The 20,102-nt window shown below is 76.9% G+C and carries 18 protein-coding genes and 1 pseudogene; 3 read left to right on the top strand and 16 right to left on the bottom strand.

Annotated features, from left to right (window positions below):
- Nucleotides 1-19 precede the first annotated feature (19 nt).
- The 4 genes from thpD to ectA are packed head-to-tail and all read right to left on the bottom strand — an operon-like array spanning nt 20 to nt 3,235.
- A complete protein-coding gene (gene thpD / locus RM780_RS07315) occupies nt 20-919 on the bottom strand; it encodes an ectoine hydroxylase (RefSeq protein WP_311629700.1) in 900 nt (299 codons plus the stop codon).
- Nucleotides 920-968: 49 nt separating this feature from the next.
- Complete coding sequence (locus tag RM780_RS07320; RefSeq protein ID WP_311629701.1) at nt 969-1,370, bottom strand: ectoine synthase; 402 nt, start codon at nt 1,368-1,370, stop codon at nt 969-971.
- A gap of 49 nt (nt 1,371-1,419) precedes the next feature.
- Nucleotides 1,420-2,682 (bottom strand): diaminobutyrate--2-oxoglutarate transaminase, encoded by a 1,263-nt coding sequence (gene ectB / locus RM780_RS07325; protein ID WP_311629702.1) that lies wholly within the window; start codon nt 2,680-2,682, stop codon nt 1,420-1,422.
- A 25-nt stretch (nt 2,683-2,707) separates the two neighbouring features.
- On the bottom strand, nt 2,708-3,235 hold the full coding sequence (gene ectA / locus RM780_RS07330) for a diaminobutyrate acetyltransferase (RefSeq protein WP_311629735.1): 528 nt from the start codon (nt 3,233-3,235) through the stop codon (nt 2,708-2,710).
- 683 nt (nt 3,236-3,918) lie between these two features.
- Between ectA and RM780_RS07335 the strand changes: the two genes are divergently transcribed.
- The 3 genes from RM780_RS07335 to RM780_RS07345 all read left to right on the top strand — a co-directional run bounded on the left by RM780_RS07335 (nt 3,919) and on the right by RM780_RS07345 (nt 6,745).
- Nucleotides 3,919-5,025: an amidohydrolase family protein gene (locus tag RM780_RS07335; RefSeq protein WP_311629703.1), complete on the top strand. Its 1,107-nt coding sequence runs from the start codon at nt 3,919-3,921 to the stop codon at nt 5,023-5,025.
- Nucleotides 5,026-5,222: 197 nt separating this feature from the next.
- Nucleotides 5,223-6,260: an SCO1860 family LAETG-anchored protein gene (locus RM780_RS07340; RefSeq protein ID WP_311629704.1), complete on the top strand. Its 1,038-nt coding sequence runs from the start codon at nt 5,223-5,225 to the stop codon at nt 6,258-6,260.
- Between the two features lie 128 nt (nt 6,261-6,388).
- Nucleotides 6,389-6,745 carry an ArsR/SmtB family transcription factor gene (locus tag RM780_RS07345; protein WP_311629705.1) on the top strand — a complete coding sequence of 119 codons (357 nt, stop codon included), beginning with the start codon at nt 6,389-6,391 and terminating at the stop codon, nt 6,743-6,745.
- A gap of 198 nt (nt 6,746-6,943) precedes the next feature.
- Here RM780_RS07345 and cobC read toward each other — a convergent pair whose 3' ends face one another.
- The 12 genes and pseudogenes from cobC to RM780_RS07405 all read right to left on the bottom strand — a co-directional run bounded on the left by cobC (nt 6,944) and on the right by RM780_RS07405 (nt 20,088).
- Nucleotides 6,944-7,996 carry an Rv2231c family pyridoxal phosphate-dependent protein CobC gene (gene cobC / locus RM780_RS07350; protein WP_311629706.1) on the bottom strand — a complete coding sequence of 351 codons (1,053 nt, stop codon included), beginning with the start codon at nt 7,994-7,996 and terminating at the stop codon, nt 6,944-6,946.
- Nucleotides 7,980-8,945: a sirohydrochlorin chelatase gene (locus RM780_RS07355; RefSeq protein WP_311629707.1), complete on the bottom strand. Its 966-nt coding sequence runs from the start codon at nt 8,943-8,945 to the stop codon at nt 7,980-7,982. The genes cobC and RM780_RS07355 overlap by 17 nt, the downstream gene beginning before the upstream one ends.
- A 74-nt stretch (nt 8,946-9,019) precedes the next feature.
- A complete protein-coding gene (locus tag RM780_RS07360; RefSeq protein ID WP_311629708.1) occupies nt 9,020-9,592 on the bottom strand; it encodes a precorrin-8X methylmutase in 573 nt (190 codons plus the stop codon).
- A complete protein-coding gene (locus RM780_RS07365) occupies nt 9,589-9,921 on the bottom strand; it encodes an ATP-binding protein (protein ID WP_311629709.1) in 333 nt (110 codons plus the stop codon). Before RM780_RS07365 ends, RM780_RS07360 begins: the two co-directional genes overlap by 4 nt.
- A complete protein-coding gene (cobJ, locus tag RM780_RS07370; RefSeq protein ID WP_311629710.1) occupies nt 9,918-11,600 on the bottom strand; it encodes a precorrin-3B C(17)-methyltransferase in 1,683 nt (560 codons plus the stop codon). Before cobJ ends, RM780_RS07365 begins: the two co-directional genes overlap by 4 nt.
- Before the next feature lie 23 nt (nt 11,601-11,623).
- Nucleotides 11,624-12,889: a precorrin-6y C5,15-methyltransferase (decarboxylating) subunit CbiE gene (cbiE, locus tag RM780_RS07375; protein WP_311629711.1), complete on the bottom strand. Its 1,266-nt coding sequence runs from the start codon at nt 12,887-12,889 to the stop codon at nt 11,624-11,626.
- Nucleotides 12,886-14,289, bottom strand: coding sequence for a cobalt-precorrin-5B (C(1))-methyltransferase (locus tag RM780_RS07380; RefSeq protein WP_311629712.1), 1,404 nt, complete (start codon nt 14,287-14,289; stop codon nt 12,886-12,888). Before RM780_RS07380 ends, cbiE begins: the two co-directional genes overlap by 4 nt.
- Before the next feature lie 58 nt (nt 14,290-14,347).
- Nucleotides 14,348-15,160: pseudogene (gene cobM / locus RM780_RS07385) on the bottom strand (precorrin-4 C(11)-methyltransferase); the annotation flags it as partial.
- On the bottom strand, nt 15,157-15,909 hold the full coding sequence (gene cobI, locus RM780_RS07390; protein ID WP_311629713.1) for a precorrin-2 C(20)-methyltransferase: 753 nt from the start codon (nt 15,907-15,909) through the stop codon (nt 15,157-15,159). The pseudogene cobM and the gene cobI, both read right to left, overlap by 4 nt.
- A complete protein-coding gene (locus tag RM780_RS07395; RefSeq protein ID WP_311629714.1) occupies nt 15,906-17,480 on the bottom strand; it encodes a cobyrinate a,c-diamide synthase in 1,575 nt (524 codons plus the stop codon). Before RM780_RS07395 ends, cobI begins: the two co-directional genes overlap by 4 nt.
- Nucleotides 17,481-17,482: 2 nt before the next feature.
- Nucleotides 17,483-18,079 carry a cob(I)yrinic acid a,c-diamide adenosyltransferase gene (gene cobO, locus RM780_RS07400; protein WP_311629715.1) on the bottom strand — a complete coding sequence of 199 codons (597 nt, stop codon included), beginning with the start codon at nt 18,077-18,079 and terminating at the stop codon, nt 17,483-17,485.
- Nucleotides 18,079-20,088, bottom strand: coding sequence for a putative cobaltochelatase (locus tag RM780_RS07405; RefSeq protein WP_394812910.1), 2,010 nt, complete (start codon nt 20,086-20,088; stop codon nt 18,079-18,081). The genes cobO and RM780_RS07405 overlap by 1 nt, the downstream gene beginning before the upstream one ends.
- Nucleotides 20,089-20,102 lie beyond the last annotated feature (14 nt).

A 20,102-nucleotide genomic window follows, 5' to 3' on the forward strand; every position in this document is an offset into this window, starting at 1 on the left:
GGTGCGGCTCACGCGCGGCTCACCCCACGGGGGTGAAGTCCCGCGCGCCGATGAACTCCGGGCGCCGCACGGGCGCCGCGAACGGCTCGACGGCCGCGTTCTCCACGCTGTTGAACACGATGAACACGTTGCTGCGCGGATAGGGCGTGATGTTGTCGCCCGAGCCGTGCATGCAGTTGCAGTCGAACCAGGTCGCCGATCCGGCCGGACCCGTGAAGAGCCGGATGCCGTGCCGGTCGGCGAAGCCGGTGAGCGCCTCGTCCGAGGGCGTTCCGGCCTCCTGCATCTGGAGCGACTTCTTGTAGTTGTCCCGGGGAGTCTCGCCCGCGCAGCCGAGGAACGTCAGGTGCGAGCCCGGCATGATCATCAGCCCGCCGTTGGTGTCGAGGTTCTCCGTCAGCGCGATCGACACCGAGACCGTCCGCATCCGCGGCAGCCCGTCCTCGGCGTGCCAGGTCTCGAAGTCCGAGTGCCAGTAGAAGCCGCTGGCCCCGAACCCCGGCTTGACGTTGATCCGGCTCTGGTGGACGTACACGTCCGAGCCCAGGATCTGCCGGGCGCGGCCGGCCACGCGCGGGTCGCTCACCAGGCGGGCGAAGACCTCGCTGATCCGGTGCACCTCGAAGACCGACCGGATCTCCTGGGACTTGGGCTCCACGACGGAGCGCGGGTCGGCGCGCACGGCCGGGTCGGCGATGAGCCGGTCCAGCTCTGCCCGGTAGGCCAGCACCTCCTCGGCCGTCAGCAGCCGGTCCACGGTGGCGAAGCCGTCGCGCGCGAAGCCGGTCAGCTCGCCGTCCGTGAACGGCCCCGGCGCGCCCGGTTCGGACCACACCACCGGGTCCTGCCGCGGGGTGGCGACCTCCGTGGCGCCCCGGGTGGGGTAGAGGTCGGCGGTGCGCTCGGGTGCGGTGGTCATCGGCATGTGCTCCCTTCTCTCGTGCTCCCGCTGCCCGGGACGGCGCCGGTCAGGCGCCGGCCTCGGTCAGCAGCGGGTAGACGCCGTTCTCGTCGTGGTCCTCCCGCCCGGTGACCGGCGGGTTGAAGACGCACAGCACGCGCAGGTCCGTCTTCGGCCGCAGCGTGTGCTTCTCGTGGCCGTCCAGCAGGTACATCGTCCCGGGGCGGATCCAGTGCTTCTCGCCCGTCTCGTCGTTGGTCAGCTCGGCCTCGCCCTCGACGCAGAACACCGCCTCCACGTGGTGCGCGTACCACATGCTGGTCTCGGTGCCGGCGTACAGGACGGTCTCGTGCAGCGAGAAGCCCACGCCCTCCTTGGCCAGGATGATGCGCTTGCTGCGCCAGGTGCCCGAGGCCGAGCGCACGTCCCGGTCGGTGCCCTCGATGTCCGCGATGGACCGTACGATCACCGCTCTTCTCCCTTCTGCTCGGGGGCCGTTCAGGCCGGTTACGGGCCGCTCAGGCCGTCTCGCGGACGGCGCGGGCCAGCACCAGCAGGCCCTCGTCCATCTCCTCGGGCGAGACGGTCAGCGCGGGCAGCAGCTTGACGACCTCGCTCTGCGGCCCTGAGGTCTCCAGCAGCAGGCCCAGCTCGAACGCCCGGCGGCAGATGTCCGTGGCCCGCGCGGGGTCGTCGAAGGTCAGGCCCCACACCAGGCCCCGGCCGCGGTAGCCCGCGCCCGCGTGCTCGGCGGTGATCTGGCGGAGCGCGGCCTCGGTCTGCTCGCCCCGGGAGAGGGTCTGCTTCTCCATCTGGCCGTCGGTCCAGTAGGCGTCCAGCGCGGCCGAGGCGGTGACGAAGGCCGGGTTGTTGCCGCGGAAGGTGCCGTTGTGCTCGCCCGGCTCCCAGATGTCCAGCTCGGGCTTGAACAGGGTCAGCGAGAACGGCAGGCCGTAGCCGCTGAGGGACTTGGAGACGGTGACGATGTCGGGGACGATCCCGGCCTCCTCGAAGGAGAAGAACGGCCCCGTGCGCCCGCAGCCCATCTGGATGTCGTCGACGATCAGCAGCATGTCGTGGCGGGCGCACAGGTCCGCCAGGCCCCGCAGCCACTCGGCCCGGGCCACGTTGATGCCGCCCTCGCCCTGCACCGTCTCGACGATGACGGCGGCCGGCTTGTTCAGGCCGGAGCCCGAGTCCTGGAGCAGCCGCTCGAACCAGATGAAGTCCGGGGTGCGGCCGTCGAGGTAGTCGTCGAAGGGCATCGGCGTGCCGTGGACCAGCGGGATGCCCGCGCCGGCCCGCTTGAAGGCGTTGCCCGTGACGGCCAGAGCGCCCAGCGACATGCCGTGGAAGGCGTTGGTGAACGACACGATCGACTCGCGGCCCTTGACCTTGCGCGCCAGCTTCAGCGCGGCCTCCACGGCGTTGGTGCCGGTGGGGCCGGGGAACATGACCTTGTAGTCCAGGCCGCGCGGGCGCAGCACCACGTCGCGGAAGGTCTCCAGGAACGCCCGCTTGGCGGTGGTGGACATGTCCAGGCCGTGCGTGATGCCGTCGCGCTCCAGGTAGTCCAGCAGGGCGCGTTTGAGCACCGGGTTGTTGTGGCCGTAGTTGAGCGAGCCGGCGCCGGCGAAGAAGTCGAGGTAGCGGTGGCCGTCCTCGTCGTACAGGTAGCTGCCCTGGGCCCGGTCGAACACGGTGGGCCAGCCGCGGCAGTAGCTGCGCACCTCGGACTCCAGGGTGGTGAAGACGCTCAGGTCGGGCTGGGTCATGGTCACGGCAGTGCTCCAGGTCTCGCTGGTGTCAGCTGTTGTCGTGGGCGGGGGAGGCGTCGGGAGAGGCGAACGGGCCGATCCGGTACAGCACTTCGGGCTGGTGCCCCGACTCGGGGAAGGCGTCGGCGCCGAAGAGCACCTCGCGCTCCACCGGGGCGCCGTGCCGGGCGGCGAAGGCGGTGAACAGGCGCTCGGAGGCGGCGTTGTCCGGCGTGATGGTCGTCTCGATGACGTTCACCCCCAGCGCGCGCCCGGCCCGTCCGGCGAGGGTGGCGAGCATGGCCGCGGCGAGCCCGCGCCCTCGCTGCCCGTGGTCCACCGCGACCTGCCAGACCAGCAGGGTGCGCGGGGCTTCGGGGCGGAGGTAGCCGGTGATGAAGCCGACCGGGCCGCCCGAGGCGTCCCGGGCCACGATCGAGGTGCCGGCGTGATCACGGCACCACAGCAGGTAGCTGTAGGAGGAGTTCAGGTCCAGGACCCGCGAGTCCCGGGCGATGCGCCACAGGGCCGCCCCGTCGTCGGTGCGGGGCTCCTCCAGGGACAGGCCCTCCGGAATATCCGGGGCGTGGGGCGCGGGACAATTCCGCGCCGCACGGGTCGCCGCATCGGCTGCGGCGGCTGCTTTTTCGGAGTTCTTTTCGGCGGCTGCTTCTGCTGCGTTCGTCTGTGCGTCTCTTGCTGCATTCATGGTGGTGCGTTTCATTACGCTGTCCGCGGCTGCGGTGCTCATGCAGATGCAACTTACCCAGAGCGGGCCAATAATGCATGGGCCTTGGGGGTTACCCCGCCCCGGGGGGCCGTGGTATCGCGCGCATGCGCCGCTTCATCCGGGCCGTACGACGCAGAAATGTCCTGCTGTGCCCCTTAGTTCCGGTACAAAAGGGTCACTACTGTGGAATGTGTCACAGATCCGTAACGAGCGTGTGACGCCCACGACTCCGTGTAGCGGACCGCCAGGATTCTGCAAGAGGCCCGTTTGAGCGCCGGAAAAGCGGGCAGAAGCGCGCCGTGCAGTGCGCCCGGAATTGCTCAGGGGTCATTTCCGGGAAGCGCGCCCGGGGTGATCCTGCGAGTGCCCCACGGGGTCGCGGCCCAGATCCCCCGCGACGACCGGGATTTCCGCGGCGCTCTGCCGCGGCCGTTTCCCGCCCGCGCGCCGCGCTTTTCCCGCTCTCCGCGCGGCCGTTCCGCCCGCCCCCGGGGCCGTGTGCCGGACGCCCGCTTTGTAGGCTGCCGGGCATGAGCGATGGCGGGGACGTACTGCGCATCACCGGGCGGGTGCTGACCGGCCCGGGGCCCGAGGACGCCCTCGACGGCCTGTGGGTGATCGGCGGCCGGATCAGCCTCACCCCGCCCGCCTCGCCCGGCCGGGAGGTGGTCACGCTCGACGGCTGGGTCCTGCCCGGCCTGGTCGACGCCCACTGCCACGTCGGCCTCGACGCCCACGGCGCGGTGGACCGCGAGACCTCGGAACGCCAGGCGCTGGCCGATCGCGACGCGGGTGCGCTGCTGCTGCGGGACGCCGGGTCCCCGGCCGACACCCGCTGGATCGACGGCCGCGAGGACCTGCCCCGCCTGATCCGCGCCGGCCGCCACATCGCCCGCCCCAGGCGCTACGTGCGCAACTACGCCCACGAGATCGAGCCCGCCGAACTGGCCGCCTGCGTCCGGGGCGAGGCCCGCCGCGGCGACGGCTGGGTCAAGCTGGTCGGCGACTGGATCGACCGCGAGGCCGGAGACCTGGCGCCGCTGTGGCCGCGGGCGGCGCTGGCCGAGGCCATCGCCGCCGCCCACGAGGAGGGGGCGCGGGTCACCGCCCACTCCTTCGCCGAGGAGACGCTGCCGGACCTGGTCGCGGCCGGCATCGACTGCGTGGAGCACGCCACCGGGCTGACCGAGGACACCATCCCGCTGCTGGCCGAGCGCGGCGTCGCCATCGTGCCGACCCTGGTGAACATCGCGACCTTCCCGCGCCTCGCGGCGGGCGGCGAGGGGAAATTCCCGCGCTGGGCCGCGCACATGAGACGTTTGCACCGGCGCCGGTACGCCACCGTACGGGCCGCCTGGGAGGCGGGCGTTCCGGTGTTTGCCGGCACGGACGCCGGGGGCTCGCTGCCGCACGGGCTGATCGCGCGGGAGGTCGCGGAGCTGGTCACGGCGGGGCTGCCTACTGCCGCGGCACTCAACGCCGCAGCATGGGGCGCGCGTTCCTGGCTCGGCCGTCCCTCGATCGCCGAGGGAGCCCCGGCCGACCTCCTGATCTGCGAGGACGACCCCCGCGCGGACGTGGGGACCCTGTCCCGCCCGCGCCATCTGGTGCTGCGGGGGCGTCAGCTCCGGAAGTGACGGATGGTCAGACTGTCACTCAGATGATGAATAGGTACTGCTGAGCGTGATGTTGTGAGATAATCAGCACGCTTCGACGGCACGGGGGCCATGTCGGGCGTAATCCACACAGCTGCCGCGGCGCGGTTCCCTTCGCATGTCCATGCGCGCGATCCATGTCCCCGGCGGCGCCAACCATCACCGTGGGGGTTCCACACGTGAACAACACCGCTCTCCGCCGATCCGGCCCGCGCCGGTCGGCGGTGCTGATCGCCACCGCCGTACTGCTGGGGACGGCTGCCGCTCCCGCCTTCGCGGCCGAGGACGAGCAGCAGACCCAGGGCACGGCCAACGCCGCGGTGCTCCGCACCGAGCTGGCGGTCTCCCTGCTCGACGGCGCGGCCAACCTGCCGCTGGAGGTCGTCCTCAACGAGGTCTCCGCCCCGGAGACCGAGGAGGAGACCCTTCTCAGCGCCACCCTGAACGGCTACAACGACGGCGAGGCCTTCCAGGTCCTCGACGCCGAGGTCGCCTCCGCGTCCGCCACCTCGGACGACTCCGGCAGCGCCGCCGAGGTCGAGATCGTCGACGCGGAGGTCACCCTGCCGGGCCTGACCGACGCGCTCGTCGAGGCCGAGCTGATCACCGCCGAGGCCACCTGCCCCGTCGACGGCGCCCCGACCGCCGCCGCCAACTTCGGCGGGACCGTCTCCGTCCTGGGCCAGACCGTCGACGTCTCCGTCGACGGCGAGGTCGAGGTCCGGGTCGACGGCGTCGGCACCGTCACCGTCGGCCTCTCGCAGAGCGAGACCACGGACACCTCCGCCGCGGCCACCGCTCTCGCCCTCGAGGTTCACGTCGACCCGCTGAACCTCGGGGTCGCCGCGATCGACGGCCGGGTCGCCCTGGCCGAGGCCTCCTGCGACGGCGCCGGCGGCTCCTCCTCCGGCGGCACGGACGGCGGTGACAACGGCGGCTCCGGCGACACCGACTCCGCCCAGTCCACCGGCGGCTCCACCGAGGGCGCGACCGACGGCTCCACCGACGGCTCCACCGACGGCGCGACGGACGGCTCCACCGAGGGCGCGGCCGACGGCTCCAGCGCCGGCTCCGCCGGCGAGGACCCCGACCTGGCCGAGACCGGCAGCAGCTCCAACACCCCGCTGATCGTCGGCAGCGCCGCCGCCCTCCTGGCGGCCGGCGCGGGCGCGGTGTTCTTCGCCCGCCGCCGCCGCGGCACCACCACCGAGGCGTGAGCCGCGTCCTGACGCGCTGACACCTCCGCGACACCCGGCCCCCGGACCCTCCAGGTCCGGGGGCCCCCGCGCGCGGGCGGCGTCCCGCCCGGGATGCTTAGTTCGACCATCGCGGTACCGTAAAGGTCATGAGCCTCCGTCATCCGCACCGCGATCAGATCCGGATCGACGGCGTCCTGACGGCGCTGGGCAACCCCTTGCGGCTCGCGGTCGTGCGCATCCTGGACGCCGGGGGCGAGCACAATTGCACCAGCGTGCTCGGAGCCCTGGGCGTCACCTCCAAGTCCACGATGACGCACCACTGGCGCGTGCTGCGGGACAGCGGCGTCATCCGGCAGGAGCCCTCCGGCCGGGAGAACCTCCTGAGCCTGCGCCGGGCCGACCTCGACGCCCGCTACCCCGGCCTGCTGGACGCGATCCTGGCCGGCTCCACCGGGGACGAGGCCGCCGAGCGCCGCACGTCGGCACGCACGCCGGTGCGGTAGCCGGCGGCGCGTCCCCCCGGCCGGGCGCGCCGGGGAGCAACGCGGCGGCTCCCGGCGGGAGCCGGGCGGCCCCGCCGGACGCGGCCCACGGCTCTTCCCCGGCCGGGTCTGCCTGCCGGAGCCGGACGGGGAGGGCTTCGCCCCGCGCGCCGGGGGCGCGTTCCCGGCACCTCGGGGCCGGTCCCCGGGCGGCAGGCCCTACGCCCCGGCGGCGCGCAGGGCGTGGGTGAGGGCGTCGGTCGTGGCGGGGTCGCGGACCGCCAGGCGCAGCCAGCCGGGGCCCAGGCCGGGGAAGGTGTCGCCGCGGCGCAGGGCGAAGCCGAGGGCGCGCAGCCGCAGCCGCAGGGCCGCCCCGTCCGGGTGGTGGACCAGGACGAAGGGCCCCCGCGGGTCCCGCACCGGCCGGGAGAAGGCGCCGAACGCACCCAGCGCGCCCAGCAGATGGGTTCGGTGCGCGGCGATCCGGGCGGCGGCCTCCTCGGCCTCGGCCACCGCGCGCGGCGAGGAGCAGGCGACGGCCGCCGTCAGCGCGGGCGTGGAGACCGGCCACAACGGCTGCCCGGCCGCCAGGGTCTCCACCAGCTCCGGCGCGGCCAGCACGTACCCGATCCGCAGCCCCGCCAGGCCCCAGGTCTTCGTCAGGCTCCGCAGCACGACCAGCCCCGGGACCGTGGCCACCGCGGCGGCCAGCGACTCGCGTTCGCCCGGCACCGCGTCCATGAACGCCTCGTCCACCACCAGGATCCGGCCCGCCGCCAGCGGCAGCAGGTCCGCCGCCGGGTGCAGCACGGAGGTGGGGTTGGTGGGGTTGCCGACCACCACCAGGCCCGCGTCGCCCGGCACGGCCGCCGGGTCCAGGCGGAAGCCGTCCTCCACCCGCAGCAGCACCCGGTCCACCGGCAGCCCGGCCGCCCGCAGCGCGGCCTCCGGCTCGGTGAACTGCGGGTGCACCACGCAGGGCCGGCCCCGCAGGGTCCGGGCGATCAGCACGAACGCCTCGGCCGCCCCCGAGGTCAGCAGCACGCACTCCTCGGGCAGCCCGTGGCGTTCGGCGACGGCGCGGCGGGCCGCGCGGCCGTCCGGGTAGGCGGCCAGGTCCGCGAGCGAGGCCGCGATCCGCTCCCGCAGCCACGAGGGCGGCGTCCCGGCGCGGACGTTGACCGCCAGGTCCGTCAGCCCGCCCTCCCGCACCTCCGCGTCGCCGTGGTGGCGCAGGGCCTCCTCCCCGGCCGCGTCAGTGGGCGCGGACATGGGGCTGGTGGCCGTGCTCGTGGTCGTGCGGGCCGTGGTCGTGGGAGCCGTGGTCGTGCGGGCCGTGCCCGTGGTGGGCGTGGTCGTGGTCCCCGGGGTGGTGGTGCGGCTGCTGCGGAAGCCCGACCTTGTCGGCGAAGCCCGGGAGCGCCACCCGGTAGACGCAGGCGTCGCAGTTCATCCGGATGTCGCCCTCCAGCGCCTCCCGGTAGCGGGCCAGGACCAGCTCCGACAGCTCCGGCTCCGGGCCGATGACGGCCGCGTGCCGCACCCCCGCCTCCGGGTGCGCCTCGGCCCAGGCCGCGGCCTGCGCCCGCACCCGGTCCGGCAGGATGCCGGTGAAGAGGAAGTAGGGCAGCACCACGATCCGCCGCGCCCCCAGGGCCCGGCAGCGCTCCAGCCCCGCCGCCACGTCCGGCGCGGCCAGCGACACGAACGCCGTCTCCACGCCCGCGTACCCGCGGCCCTCCCACAGCAGCCGCGCCGCCTTGAACACCTCGGCGTTGGCGTCCGGGTCCGTGGAGCCGCGGCCGACCAGCAGCACGGTCGTCTCCGAGCGGGCCCACCCGCCGGCCGCCTCCTCCACGCGGCGCTCCAGCACGGACAGCAGCCCCGGGTGCGGGCCCAGCGGGCGGCCGTAGGCGAAGGACAGGCCCGGCAGCCGCAGCCGCTCGCGGGCCAGGGCCGCGGGGATGTCGCCCTTGGCGTGCCCGGCCGAGACCAGCATCAGCGGAACGGCCGCCATTCGCCGCGCCCCCTGCGCCGCCAGCTCGGCCACGGCCTCGGTCAGCGGCGGCGGGGACAGCTCGATGAAGCCGCCCGCGACCGCGACGCCCTCGGGCGTGCGCCCGGCCAGGCCGCGCACGAAGGAGCGGAACGCCTCGGCCCCGCCCTCGTCCCGCGAGCCGTGGCCCACGATGAGCAGGGCGGGCTGAGTGGTCGGATGCATCTGGTGGTTCTCCCTTGCGGGGTCGGGGCCGCGGGGCGCGGCTCGGGCGTGCGGGGCTGGGCCGTGCGGCGGGCTCAGGCGTACAGGAGGGCGTTGACGGCGGCGGCGGCGACCGCGGAGCCGCCCTTCTCGGAGACGTTGCTGACGGCCGGAAGGCCCGAGGCGCGCAGCGCCTCCTTGCTCTCGGCCGCGCCGACGAAGCCCACCGGCAGGCCGATGACCAGCGCGGGCTCGGCCCGCAGGGCGATCAGCTCGAACAGCGCGGTCGGCGCGCAGCCGATCACCCACACCGCGCCCGGTCCGGCCTCCTCGAACGCCAGCCGCACGGCGTGCGCGGAGCGGGTCAGGCCGGGGCCGGCCTGGGCCTCGCGCACACGGCACAGCGCCGCGCGGCGGGTGATCCCGGCGGCGACCATCTCCACGTCGGCGACGATCGGGGCGCCCCGTTCGTGCAGGGCCTCGTGCCCGGCTCGCAGCGCGGCCTCCTCGGTCACCAGGTCGGTCACGTACTCCGGGTCGGCGCTGGCGTGGACGACGCGCTCCACCACCGCCCGGGTCAGCGGCGGCAGCGCGGAGGTGTCCGCGCGGGAGCGGAGGATGCGGTAGGACTCCTCCTCGATGGGGTGCACGATGCGCTCTGCGGTCACGGCCGGGGTTCCTCCTCGGGGTTGCGGCCTCCTGCGGCGGCCCACAGGGCGGAGCCGGGCGGGCCGGGCGTGTTCCTGCCGGGGCCCGCGGGGCCGGACCCGGTCGTGCCGCAGCCGCTCCCGGCGAGGTCGATCGCGTCGGCCGGGCAGATCTCGACGCACTCGGCGCAGCCCGTGCAGCGGTCCGCCAGGACGAGCAGCGCGCCGCCCGCCGGGCGGATCGCGTGCTCGGGGCAGGTCAGCAGGCAGGCGCCGCAGCCCAGGCAGCGGTCGGTGACGCGGACCGGCGCGGCGGGCACGGCGGGGGCTGCGGGCGCGGGGGCGTTCACGTCTGCCACCGGTAGCCGCGCGGGGTGACCATCCGTCCGGCGACGGCCCGGGTGGCGGAGTTGCCGACCAGGACCACCGTCATCATGTCCACGGCCGCCGGGTCCAGCTCCCCCAGCGTGGTCAGCAGGGCGGACTCGTCCGCGCGGGAGGCGTTGCGCACGATGCCGACCGGCGTCGCCGGCGCGCGGTGCTCGGCCAGCAGGGCCAGCGCCTTCGGGAGCTGCCAGTCCCGGCCGCGGCTGCGCGGGTTGTAGAAGGAGACGACCAGGTCGGCGGAGGCGGCGGCCCGCACCCGGCGTTCGATGACCTCCCACGGGGTGTGCAGGTCGGAGAGGCTGATCGCGACGTGGTCGTGGCCCAGCGGTGCGCCGAGCACCGCGGCGGCGGCCAGGGCGGCCGTCACGCCCGGAACGCCCACCACCTCGACGTCCGCCGGCGCCTCCGCCAGCGCGGGCGAGGCCATCGCGTACACGCCCGCGTCGCCGCTGCCCACCAGGGCCACCGCGTGCCCGGCCGCTGCCTCCGCGACGGCCGTGCGGGCGCGTTCCTCCTCGGCGCCCAGGCCGGAGGAGAGGACCCGGGTGCCGGGCCGGAACAGGTCGCGCACCTGGTCCAGGTACTGGTCGAGGCCGACCACCACCGAGGCCCGGCGCAGCTCGTCGCGCGCCCGGGGCGTGAGCAGGTCCCGCGCGCCGGGGCCCAGGCCGACCAGGGCGAGGCGCCCGCGCGGGCGGCGCCGGGCGACGGCGCAGGTGGCCATCGCGGACTTCCGCTTGGGGACGAGGAGTTGTGCGCCGGGCCCGGCGGCCAGCAGGGCCCCGGCCTCCGCGACGGAGGGCGTGCCGACGGCGGCCAGGGGGGCGGCGGAGGGGTTGGGCACCGGCACGGCGGCCAGCTCGGGGGAGGGGAAGCAGCGCAGCGGAACGCCCAGCCGCGTGGCGGCGGCGAGCAGCCCGGGCTCCTGCGCCTTCGCCTCGGCCGTGGCCAGCGCGGCGACGCTGCCCGCGGCGAGCCCGGCCTGAGCCAGCGCCCCGGCTATCAGCTCCAGCACCTCCTCGGCGCCGACGCCGCGGCTGGCGCCCACGCCGACCAGCAGGGAGGGCGGGCGCAGCACGGCGGTGGCCGCGTCCGGCGGCTCCAGGCGGTCGGTGACGCGGATCGTCCACGCGGCCGGGCCCGGCCCGACCGTCGGCGGCCAGGCGGGCAGCGGCCACACGGCGTCGGCGCGCAGGTGCACCGGCTCGCCGTCCAGCAGGGCGCGGGAGACGGCGGCCAGCGCGCCCTCGGCCGGCCAGCCCAGGGTGTCCAGGCCCGGCAGGTCCCTCGCGTCGGTGGCGGTGGTGACGACCGGGCGGCAGCCGGGCAGCGCCTCCGCGACGGCCTGCGCGAGGGCGTTCGCGCCCCCGGCGTGGCCGCCCAGCAGCGCGACGGCGTGCCGCCCGGCCTCGTCCACGCAGACCACGCCCGGGTCGCGGTCCTTGCCCGCGAGCAGCGGGGCCAGCAGCCGGACCGTGGCGCCGGTGGCCAGGAAGCAGACCAGCCCGGCGCACTCCTGGAACGCCCGCGGCAGCGCCTCGCCCGGCGGGCCGGGGTAGACGCGGGTGCGGTCCGGCCAGGCCGCGGCCAGCGCGTCCCGGGCGGCGGCCCCCGCCGCCGTCGCGGAGATCAACCCGATCACGTCGCCCCTCTCTCCTTCCGGTCTCATTGCGGCGCTCCTTCCGGGGGCCTGGTGCCCCACAGCACGAACACGGGGTTGGCCGCGGCCAGCCGCGTGACGCCGCCGGGCAGCGGCGTCAGCCGGGCGGCCGAGAGCTGCACGCCCTCGGCGGCCAGGCCGGCCTCCGCCAGGGCGGCGCGGACCCGCGGGACGCGGTCCACGGCGGCCAGGGTGACGACCACGGCCCTGCGCGCCCGGCGGGCGCAGGCGGCGACCACCGCCGTCAGATCGGAACCGCCGCCCCCGACGAACGCCGCGTCGGGGTCGGGCAGGCGCTCCAGCGCGCCGGGCGCGGCGCCCGTCACGGCCTGCACGTCCACGCCGTGCGCGGCGGCGTTGGCCAGACAGCGCTCCACGGCGAGCGGGTCGCGGTCCACGGCCACGGCCGCGGCGCCCAGCCGGGCGCACTCCACGGCCACCGAGCCGGAGCCGGTGCCCACGTCCCACACCAGCTCGCCCCAGCGCGGGCCGAGGCGGGCCAGCACCAGGGCCCGCACCTCGGACTTGGTCACCATCGAGTCCCGGTGCGCGAACGCCGTCTCCGGCAGGGCCCACCCGGGCCCGGCGGCGGTCCGCGGGCCGGCGAGGGTGCGCTGCGCGGGGGCCAGGGCCCGCGTCTCGTCCAGGCAGAGCACGACGTGCCCGGTCTCGGCGGGCGGCCAGGCGGCCTCGGCGGCCTCGGCGGGGGTCATCCGGGTCAGCCGTTCCCGGGCGCCGGCTCCCAGCGCGGTCGTCACCAGGAGCGTGCGGCGGGCGCCCGCGGCGGCCAGGGCCGCGCCGAGCTCCGCCGGGCCGGCGCCCGGGCCGGTCAGCACGGCCGTCTTGGGGTTCGCGCGGCAGACGTTGACGGCCGTGCGCAGCCCGCGCCCATGCGCGCTGACCACGGCCGCGTCGTCCCAGGGCAGCCCGGCCCGCGCGAAGGCCACCGCCACGGCCGGAACCGAGGGCCGCACGTCCAGCGCGCCGGACCCGAAGCGTTCGGCCAGGGCCCGCACGATCCCGAAGAACCCGGGGTCGCCCGAGGCCAGGAACACCACGCGCCGCGGCGCCCCGCCCGCCCCGCCCGGCGCCTGCGCGCGCAGGTGCGCCTCGATCGCGTCCAGGGCCGGGGCCAGCGGCCCCAGGGTCACGCGCTCCGCGCCCTCCGGCAGGGCCGCCGCGGCGAGGTGGCGGCGGGCCCCGGCCACCAGCGTGGCGTCCGTGACCACCGGCGGCGGGGCTCCCGTTCCCATGCCCAGGACCGTGATCACGGCAGCAGCCCGCCCCCCGGCGCCGAGGCGATCAGCCCCGAGCCGGTGAAGTCCACCAGCGCGGCCTCCGCCGCGATCCGGCCGTCCGTGAAGCGGCTCAGCACCCGGGCCACCCGGGCGCACAACTCCCGCCCGGCGGGGGCCAGGAGCCCGGCCGCCTCCCACAGCTCGTAGGCGTGCCGGGCGGTGTTCGCCGCGTCCACGGCCCCGGCCAGCTCCGGCGGCCCGCCCACGGCGCGGGTGATCTCGCCCAGCACGCCGGTGTCCACCCTGGAGCGGGTGTAGTGGGTCATCAGCACGCCGGAGGCCAGCTTCGTCAGCTTGCCGATCATCCCGACGAACACGACGCGCTCCAGGCCCCCCTCCACAGCCCGCCGCAGCGCGGCCCCGGTGAAGTCCCCGACCTCCACGAACGCCACCGGCGGCAGCCCGGGCAGCAGCGCCATCGCGCCCCGCTCGGTGCGCCCGCCCGTGCACAGCGCCACGGCCGGGGCGCCCTGCGCGGCGGCCACCGACACGGCCTGCTCGACGCTGGCGCGCCAGGAGGCCGTGGAGAACGGCCGCACGATCCCGGTCGTGCCCAGGATGGAGATTCCGCCGATGATGCCCAGGCGGGCGTTGGTCGTCCGGCGCGCGCGCAGCTCCCCGTCGGGAACGCTGATGGTGACGTCCACGCCGCGTGCCTCGGTGTCGATGACCTCGCGCACGGCCTGGCCGATCATCCGGCGCGGCACGGGGTTGATGGCCGGGCCGCCCACGTCGAGCCCGAGACCCGGGCGGGTCACCACGCCGACGCCGAGGCCGCCGTGCAACGCCAGGCCCGGCGCCGGACGCCAGCTTACCGTGGCCGTCAGCTCGGACCCGTGGGTGACGTCCGGGTCGTCCCCGGCGTCCTTGACCACGACGGCCTCGGCGCGGCCCTCGCGCAGCAGCTCGGCGCGCTCCACGGCGAAGGTCACCCGCCGCCCGGAGGGCAGCGCCACCTCCACCCAGCGCTGCGGCGTGCCGGTGGCCAGGTGCAGCGCCGCGGCCCGGGCCGCGGCCGAGGCACAGGTCCCGGTCGTCCACCCGGTCCGCAACGCCCGCCCCTGCCGGACCTTGGCCGTCCGCGGCAGATCGGGCTCCCGCAGCTCGGGCTCCGGCCGCTCGGGTTCCGCCTGGCCGGTCCCCGGCGTGCCGGGCTCCCGCCGGGCATCATCCCGAGGTTCCGTCTCCTGCGGGCCGGGCTCCAGCAGGTCACGCTTCTGCCGTCCGGGCTCCCGCAAGCCGGACTCCTGGCGTTCCGGCTGCCGCCGGGCGGGGCCCTGCGCCCCGGCCTCCCCGGCCGCCGGGTCCTGGGGAACGTCCTGCCCGGGGCCCGGGCCGTCCGCGCCGGGCGCGGCCCGCTCAGCGGGCCGCATCGTGCTCCTCCCCGGCCGGGGCGCGCCCCGCTCGCAACGCGTCGTCGTCCTCCGTGCGCCGCGCGCGCAGCGCCTCCCGGGCCTCGGGGCGGGCGCGGCGGAAGCCGTGGAAGTGGCCCGGGTGGTAGAGGTGCGAACGGGTGCCGGAGGCGTCCAGGGCGGGGCCGATCAGGAACAGGGTGTGCTTCCACAGCCGGTGTTCCTTGACGGTCTCCTCCAGCGTGCCGATCGTGCACCGCAGCAGCAGCTCGTCCGGCCAGGTCGCCCGGTAGGCCACGACCACGGGCGTGTCCTCCGGGTAGCCGCCGGCCGTCAGCTCCCGGGCGAGCTGGCCCGAGCGGGCGGCGGAGAGGAAGAGCGCCATCGTGGTGCCGTGCCGGGCGAACTCCCGTACCTCCTCGCCCGGCGGCATCGGCGTCTTGCCGCCGCCCAGCCGGGTCAGGATCACCGACTGCGCCACCTCGGGGATGGTCAGCTCCCGCCCGGCGAGCGCGGCCACGGCCGAGAACGCCGAGACGCCCGGGACGATCTCCACCTCCAGGCCCAGCTCCGCGCAGGCGTCGATCTGCTCCTGGGTGCCGCCCCACAGCGACGGGTCGCCCGAGTGCACCCGCGCGATCCGCGCGACCTCCCCGCGCGCCGCGCGGCCGTAGACGGCCAGCACGTCCTCCAGCGACATGCCCGCCGAGTCCAGCACCTCCGCGTCCGCGCGGGCGTGGTCCAGCACGTCGGGGTGCACCAGGCTGGCGGCCCAGATCACCACGTCCGCCTCGGCGATGGCCCGCGCGGCGCGGAACGTCAGCAGGTCGGCCGCGCCCGGACCCGCGCCCACGAAGGTCACCCGGGCCGCGCCCGGCTCGCGCCCGCTCACAGCTTCCCGCCCCGGGACGTGCGGCGGGCGGGGGCGATCAGCGTGGAGAGGTAGGGGAGTTCGCCGTTCGCCGGGATCTGGTCGGCCGGGCGGATGGACTCCTGGGGCAGCCCCAGGGCCGAACCCCACACCGCGCCCTCGACGCGGCCGGTCTCGCGCAGCGCCGCGACCACCTCGGCCGCCTGCCGCCCGAACTTGTACGCCACGACCGTGCCCGGCCCGCGCAGCGCCTCGCGCAGCGCGGCGGCCCCGGCCGTCACGGGCACCAGGGTCAGCGGCTCGGTGCCCTCCGTCAGAACGGCCCCGCCGCGCGCGGCCAGGTCCTGCATCGCCGTGATCCCGGGCACTGTCTCCACGCGGGTGCCGGGCACCAGGGCGCCGACCGTCTGGGCGAGGTAGGTGAAGGTGGAGTAGACGTTCGGGTCGCCGATGGTGGCGAAGGCCACCGAGCCGTGCTCGCGCAGCAGCCCGGCCACCCGCTCGCCCGCCGCGTCCCAGGCCGCCTCGCGGCGCGCCCGGTCGGTGCGTTCGTTGAGCGCGAAGACGACCCGGACCACCCGCTCGGGCGCCACGTAGTGCAGGACGGTGGCCTCGGCCCGGCCCCGCTCGCCGGTGGCCAGGACGGGGACCACGACGACCGCGGCGCGGCGCAGGGCGTTGACCCCCTTGACGGTGACCAGCTCCGGGTCGCCGGGGCCGACGCCGACGCCGGTCAGGAGAGGGGGCGGAAGGGGGGTGGGCGAACTCATGCGCTGCTGCTCCCGGTTGTCGTGCGGGGCGCGGCGGGCCCGGCGGGCCGGCGCGCGCGGAGGGCCGCGTGCGCCGCGGCGTGCGCGACCAGGCGGCGGGCCAGGCGCGGCTGCCCGGCCCAGTGCAGGTGGAGGTAGGAGGCGTGGACCGGGCCGCGGACGAAGCCCTCGGTCCGGCCGCGGGCGGCGGCCGGGTGCGTGAGGCCCCAGGCCGGGCGTTCCCCCGGCTCCCGCCCGGCGGGCGGCTCCAGCGCGGTGCGGTGGAACTCGTGCCCGCGCACCCGCGTCCCGGCCGCCGCCAGCGGGCTGTCGTGAACGGCCACGGCCGCGCGGTAGCCCAGGGTCAGGCGCTCGGTCATCCGGGCCTCGGCGTCGAGGACCCCGCACATCGGCCGCCCGTCCAGCGAGCGGGCCAGGTAGAGCAGGCCGGCGCACTCGGCGGCGACCGGTCCGCCGAAGGCGGCCACCGCGGCGCGCAGCGGCCGGTTCGCCGCCAGCTCCTCCGCGTAGACCTCGGGGAAGCCGCCGCCGATCACCAGGGCGGCGGTCCCCTCGGGGAGGCGTTCCTCGCGCAGCGGGTCGAACGTCACCACCTCGGCCCCGGCGGCCCGCAGCAACTCGGGGTGCTCGGCGTACCCGAAGGTGAACGCCGGCCCTCCGGCGACGGCGACGACGGGCGGTGTGGCCGGGGCGCCGGCTCCGCCGCCCGCTGCGGGGGCCCCGGCCCCGTGGGCCCCGGGCGCGGGCGCCCCGAGACTCGGCCCGAGGGCCGCCCCGCCGGACGGCGCGTGTCCGCCTCGCGGTGCGCCCTCTGGGGGCAGCGGCGAGGGCCGCTCATCCTCCGGGCCCGGGGGCCGCCAGGGCGCGTCCGGCAGCGGCGGGGCGGAGCGGGCCACGGCCAGCACCGCCTCCAGGTCCACGCCCGCCCGCACGCGTTCGGCCAGCGCCGCCACCGCGGCCACCGCCTGATCCCGCCGCTCCGCCGCCGGGATCAGGCCCAGGTGGCGGGCGGGGGTCTCCAGCGCGGCGGCGCGGCGCAGCGCGCCCAGCACGGGCACGCCCGAGCCCTCCAGGGCCTCGCGCAGCAGCTCCTCGTGCCGGTCGGAGGCCACCTTGTTGAGGATCACCCCGGCCAGGCGCAGCCCGGTGTCCCAGGAGGCGAAGCCGTGGACGAGCGCGGCCACGGACCGGGACTGCTTGGCGGCGTCCACGACCAGCACCACCGGGGCCCGCAGCAGCTTGGCCACCTGCGCGGTCGAGCCCAGCTCGCCCTCGCCGGCCGCGCCGTCGAACAGGCCCATCACCCCCTCGACCACGGCCACGTCGGCTCCGGCGGCGCCGTGCGCGCACAGCGGGCCGATCAGCTCGGGCCCGCACAGCCACGGGTCGAGGTTGCGCCCGGGGCGGCCGGTGGCCAGCGCGTGGTAGCCGGGGTCGATGTAGTCGGGGCCGACCTTGTGGCCCGAGACGGACAGGCCGCGGGCGGCCAGCGCGGCCATCAGGCCGGTGGCCACGGTGGTCTTGCCGCTGCCCGAGGCGGGGGCTGCGACGACGAGGCGGGGCAGGGGCACGCTCACCACTCGATGCCCCGCTGGCCCTTCTGGCCCGCGTCCATGGGGTGCTTGACCTTGCCCATCTCGGTGACCAGGTCGGCGGCCTCCAGCAGCGCGGGCGGGGCGTTGCGGCCGGTGATCACCACGTGCTGGGTGCCGGGCCGCTCGCGCAGGGCGGCGACCACCTCGGCGGTGTCCACCCAGCCCCAGTGCATCGGGTAGGCGAACTCGTCCAGCACGTACAGCCGGTAGGTCTGCGCGGCCAGGTCGCGCCGCACCTGCTCCCAGCCCTCGCGGGCGGCCTCCTCACTGGTGGCGATGTCCCGCTGCACCCAGGACCAGCCCTCGCCCATCTTGTGCCAGGCCACGGTGCCGCCCTCGCCGCTGGCGCCCAGCACCCGCAGGGCCCGCTCCTCGCCGACGCGCCACTTGGCGGACTTGACGAACTGGAACACCCCGATCGGCCAGCCCTGGTTCCAGGCGCGCAGCGCCAGCCCGAAGGCGGCCGTGGACTTCCCCTTGCCGGTGCCGGTGTGGACGATCAGCAGCGGCCGGTTGCGGCGCTGGCGGGTGGTCAGGCCGTCGTCCGGCACCACGGCCGGGACTCCCTGCGGCATCAGGCTGCCCTCCGTGCTTCCCTCACGAGCGCGGACACGGTGTCGGCGCGCAGTTCGCCCGGCGTCACGGCCTCGCCGCCCAGCGCGGTGGCCAGCGCCGCGGCCAGGCCGAGGCGCACGGGCCCGGTCTCGCAGTCGAGGACTACCGAGGCCGTCCCGTCGGCGGCCAGCAGGCGCGCCGCCCGCCGGGCCCGTTCCAGGGGTTCAACGCCCCCGGTGGCCCGCCCGTCGGTGACCACCACGAGCAGCGGGCGGCGCGCGGGGTCGCGCAGCCGCTCCACGCGCAGCACCTCCCGGGCGCGCAGCAGGCCGGCGGCCAGCGGGGTGCGCCCGCCGGTGGGCAGGCGTTCCAGGCGGGCAGCCGCGGCCTCCACGGAGGAGGTCGGGGGCAGCGCCACCTCGGCCTCCGCGCGCCGGAAGGTGACCAGGCCGACCTTGTCCCGCCGCTGGTAGGCGTCCAGCAGCAGGGAGAGCACGGCGCCCTTGACGGCCGTCATCCGCTGCCGGGCCGCCATCGAGCCCGAGGCGTCGACCAGGAAGAGCACCAGGTTGGACTCCCGGCCCTCCCGCACGGCCTCGCGCAGGTCGGCCCGCCGCAGCGCCAGCCCGGGCCCGGAACGGCCGCGCGCCCGCTGGTGGGGAGCCGCGGCGCGCAGGGTGGCGGCCAGGTGGAGGCGGCCCAAAGCTCCGCGCGGGGCGCGCGAGCCGGTGGTGCGGCCCTGCGCGGTGCGCGCCCGGGAGCGGCGGCCGGCCGCGCCCTCGCCCACGCCGGGCACGGTCAGGGCGCGGGCGCGGAACGGCTCGCCCGCGGCGGCCGGAGGCTGCTCGCCCCCGGGGCCGCCGGGCGTTCCGGTGCCGCCCTCGCCCGGGGTCTCCGGGGACTCGCCGGAGGCGGCGGCGCCCCCCTCGCCGGGGGCGGGCCCGCCGGGGCCCGCCCCGCCGCCCGGGGGAGGAGGCGGCGGGTCTCCGTCGTCGTCCCCGTCCCCGTCCCCGCCGCCGTCGTTCCCGGCGCTGTCCGCCTGACCGCCCGCCCCAGCGCCGCGCTCCAGCGCCTCGTCCAGCCGGTCCTCGTCCAGACCGGGCGCGTCGAAGGGGTTGCGGCGCCTGCGGTGCGGCAGCGCCAGCAGCGCCGCCTGCCGCACGTCCTCGGCCAGCACCTCCTCGCGCCCGGCCCAGGCCGCCAGCGCGGTCGCCGCGCGGGCCATCACGATGTCCGCGCGCATCCCGTCCACCTCGAACGCGGCGCAGGTCGCCGCGATCTGCCGCAGCGCCGCGTCCCCCAGGCGCACCCGCCCCAGCAGCTCCCGGGCGGCGGCCACCCGCCGCCGCAGCTCCTCCTCCCGGGGCGCGAACCGCTCGGCGAACGCGGCCGGGCAGGCGTCGTAGGCCAGGCGGCGGCGCACCACCTCCACCCGCTCCTCGGTCTCCCGGGAGGCGGCCACCTCCACGGTCAGCCCGAACCGGTCCAGGAGCTGGGGGCGCAGCTCGCCCTCCTCGGGGTTCATGGTCCCCACCAGCAGGAAGCGGGCGGCGTGCCGCACCGAGACGCCCTCCCGCTCCACGTGCGCGGTGCCCATGGCGGCGGCGTCCAGCAGCGAGTCGACCAGGAAGTCGCCCAGCAGGTTCACCTCGTCCACGTACAGCACGCCGCGGTGCGCCTGCGCCAGCAGGCCCGGCTCGAAGGCCTTCACGCCCTCGGCCAGGGCGCGTTCGATGTCCAGCGAGCCGACCAGCCGGTCCTCGCTGGCGCCCACCGGCAGCTCCACCAGCCGGGCCGGGCGCGGCGCGCCCTCCCCGCCGCTGCCGTGCGGCCCGTCCGGGCACGCCGGGTCGGGCGCCCCGGGTTCGCAGGAGAAGCGGCAGCCGCTCACCACGGTCACCTCGGGCAGCAGCGCGGCCAGCGCGCGCACGGCCGTGGACTTGGCGGTGCCCTTCTCGCCGCGGACCAGCACGCCGCCGACGGCCGGCGAGACGGCGTTCAGCAGCAGCGCCAGGCGCAGGTCGTCCATGCCGACCAGCGCGG

Source organism: Streptomyces boetiae (assembly GCF_031845405.1).
GTDB lineage: Bacteria > Actinomycetota > Actinomycetes > Streptomycetales > Streptomycetaceae > Streptomyces > Streptomyces boetiae.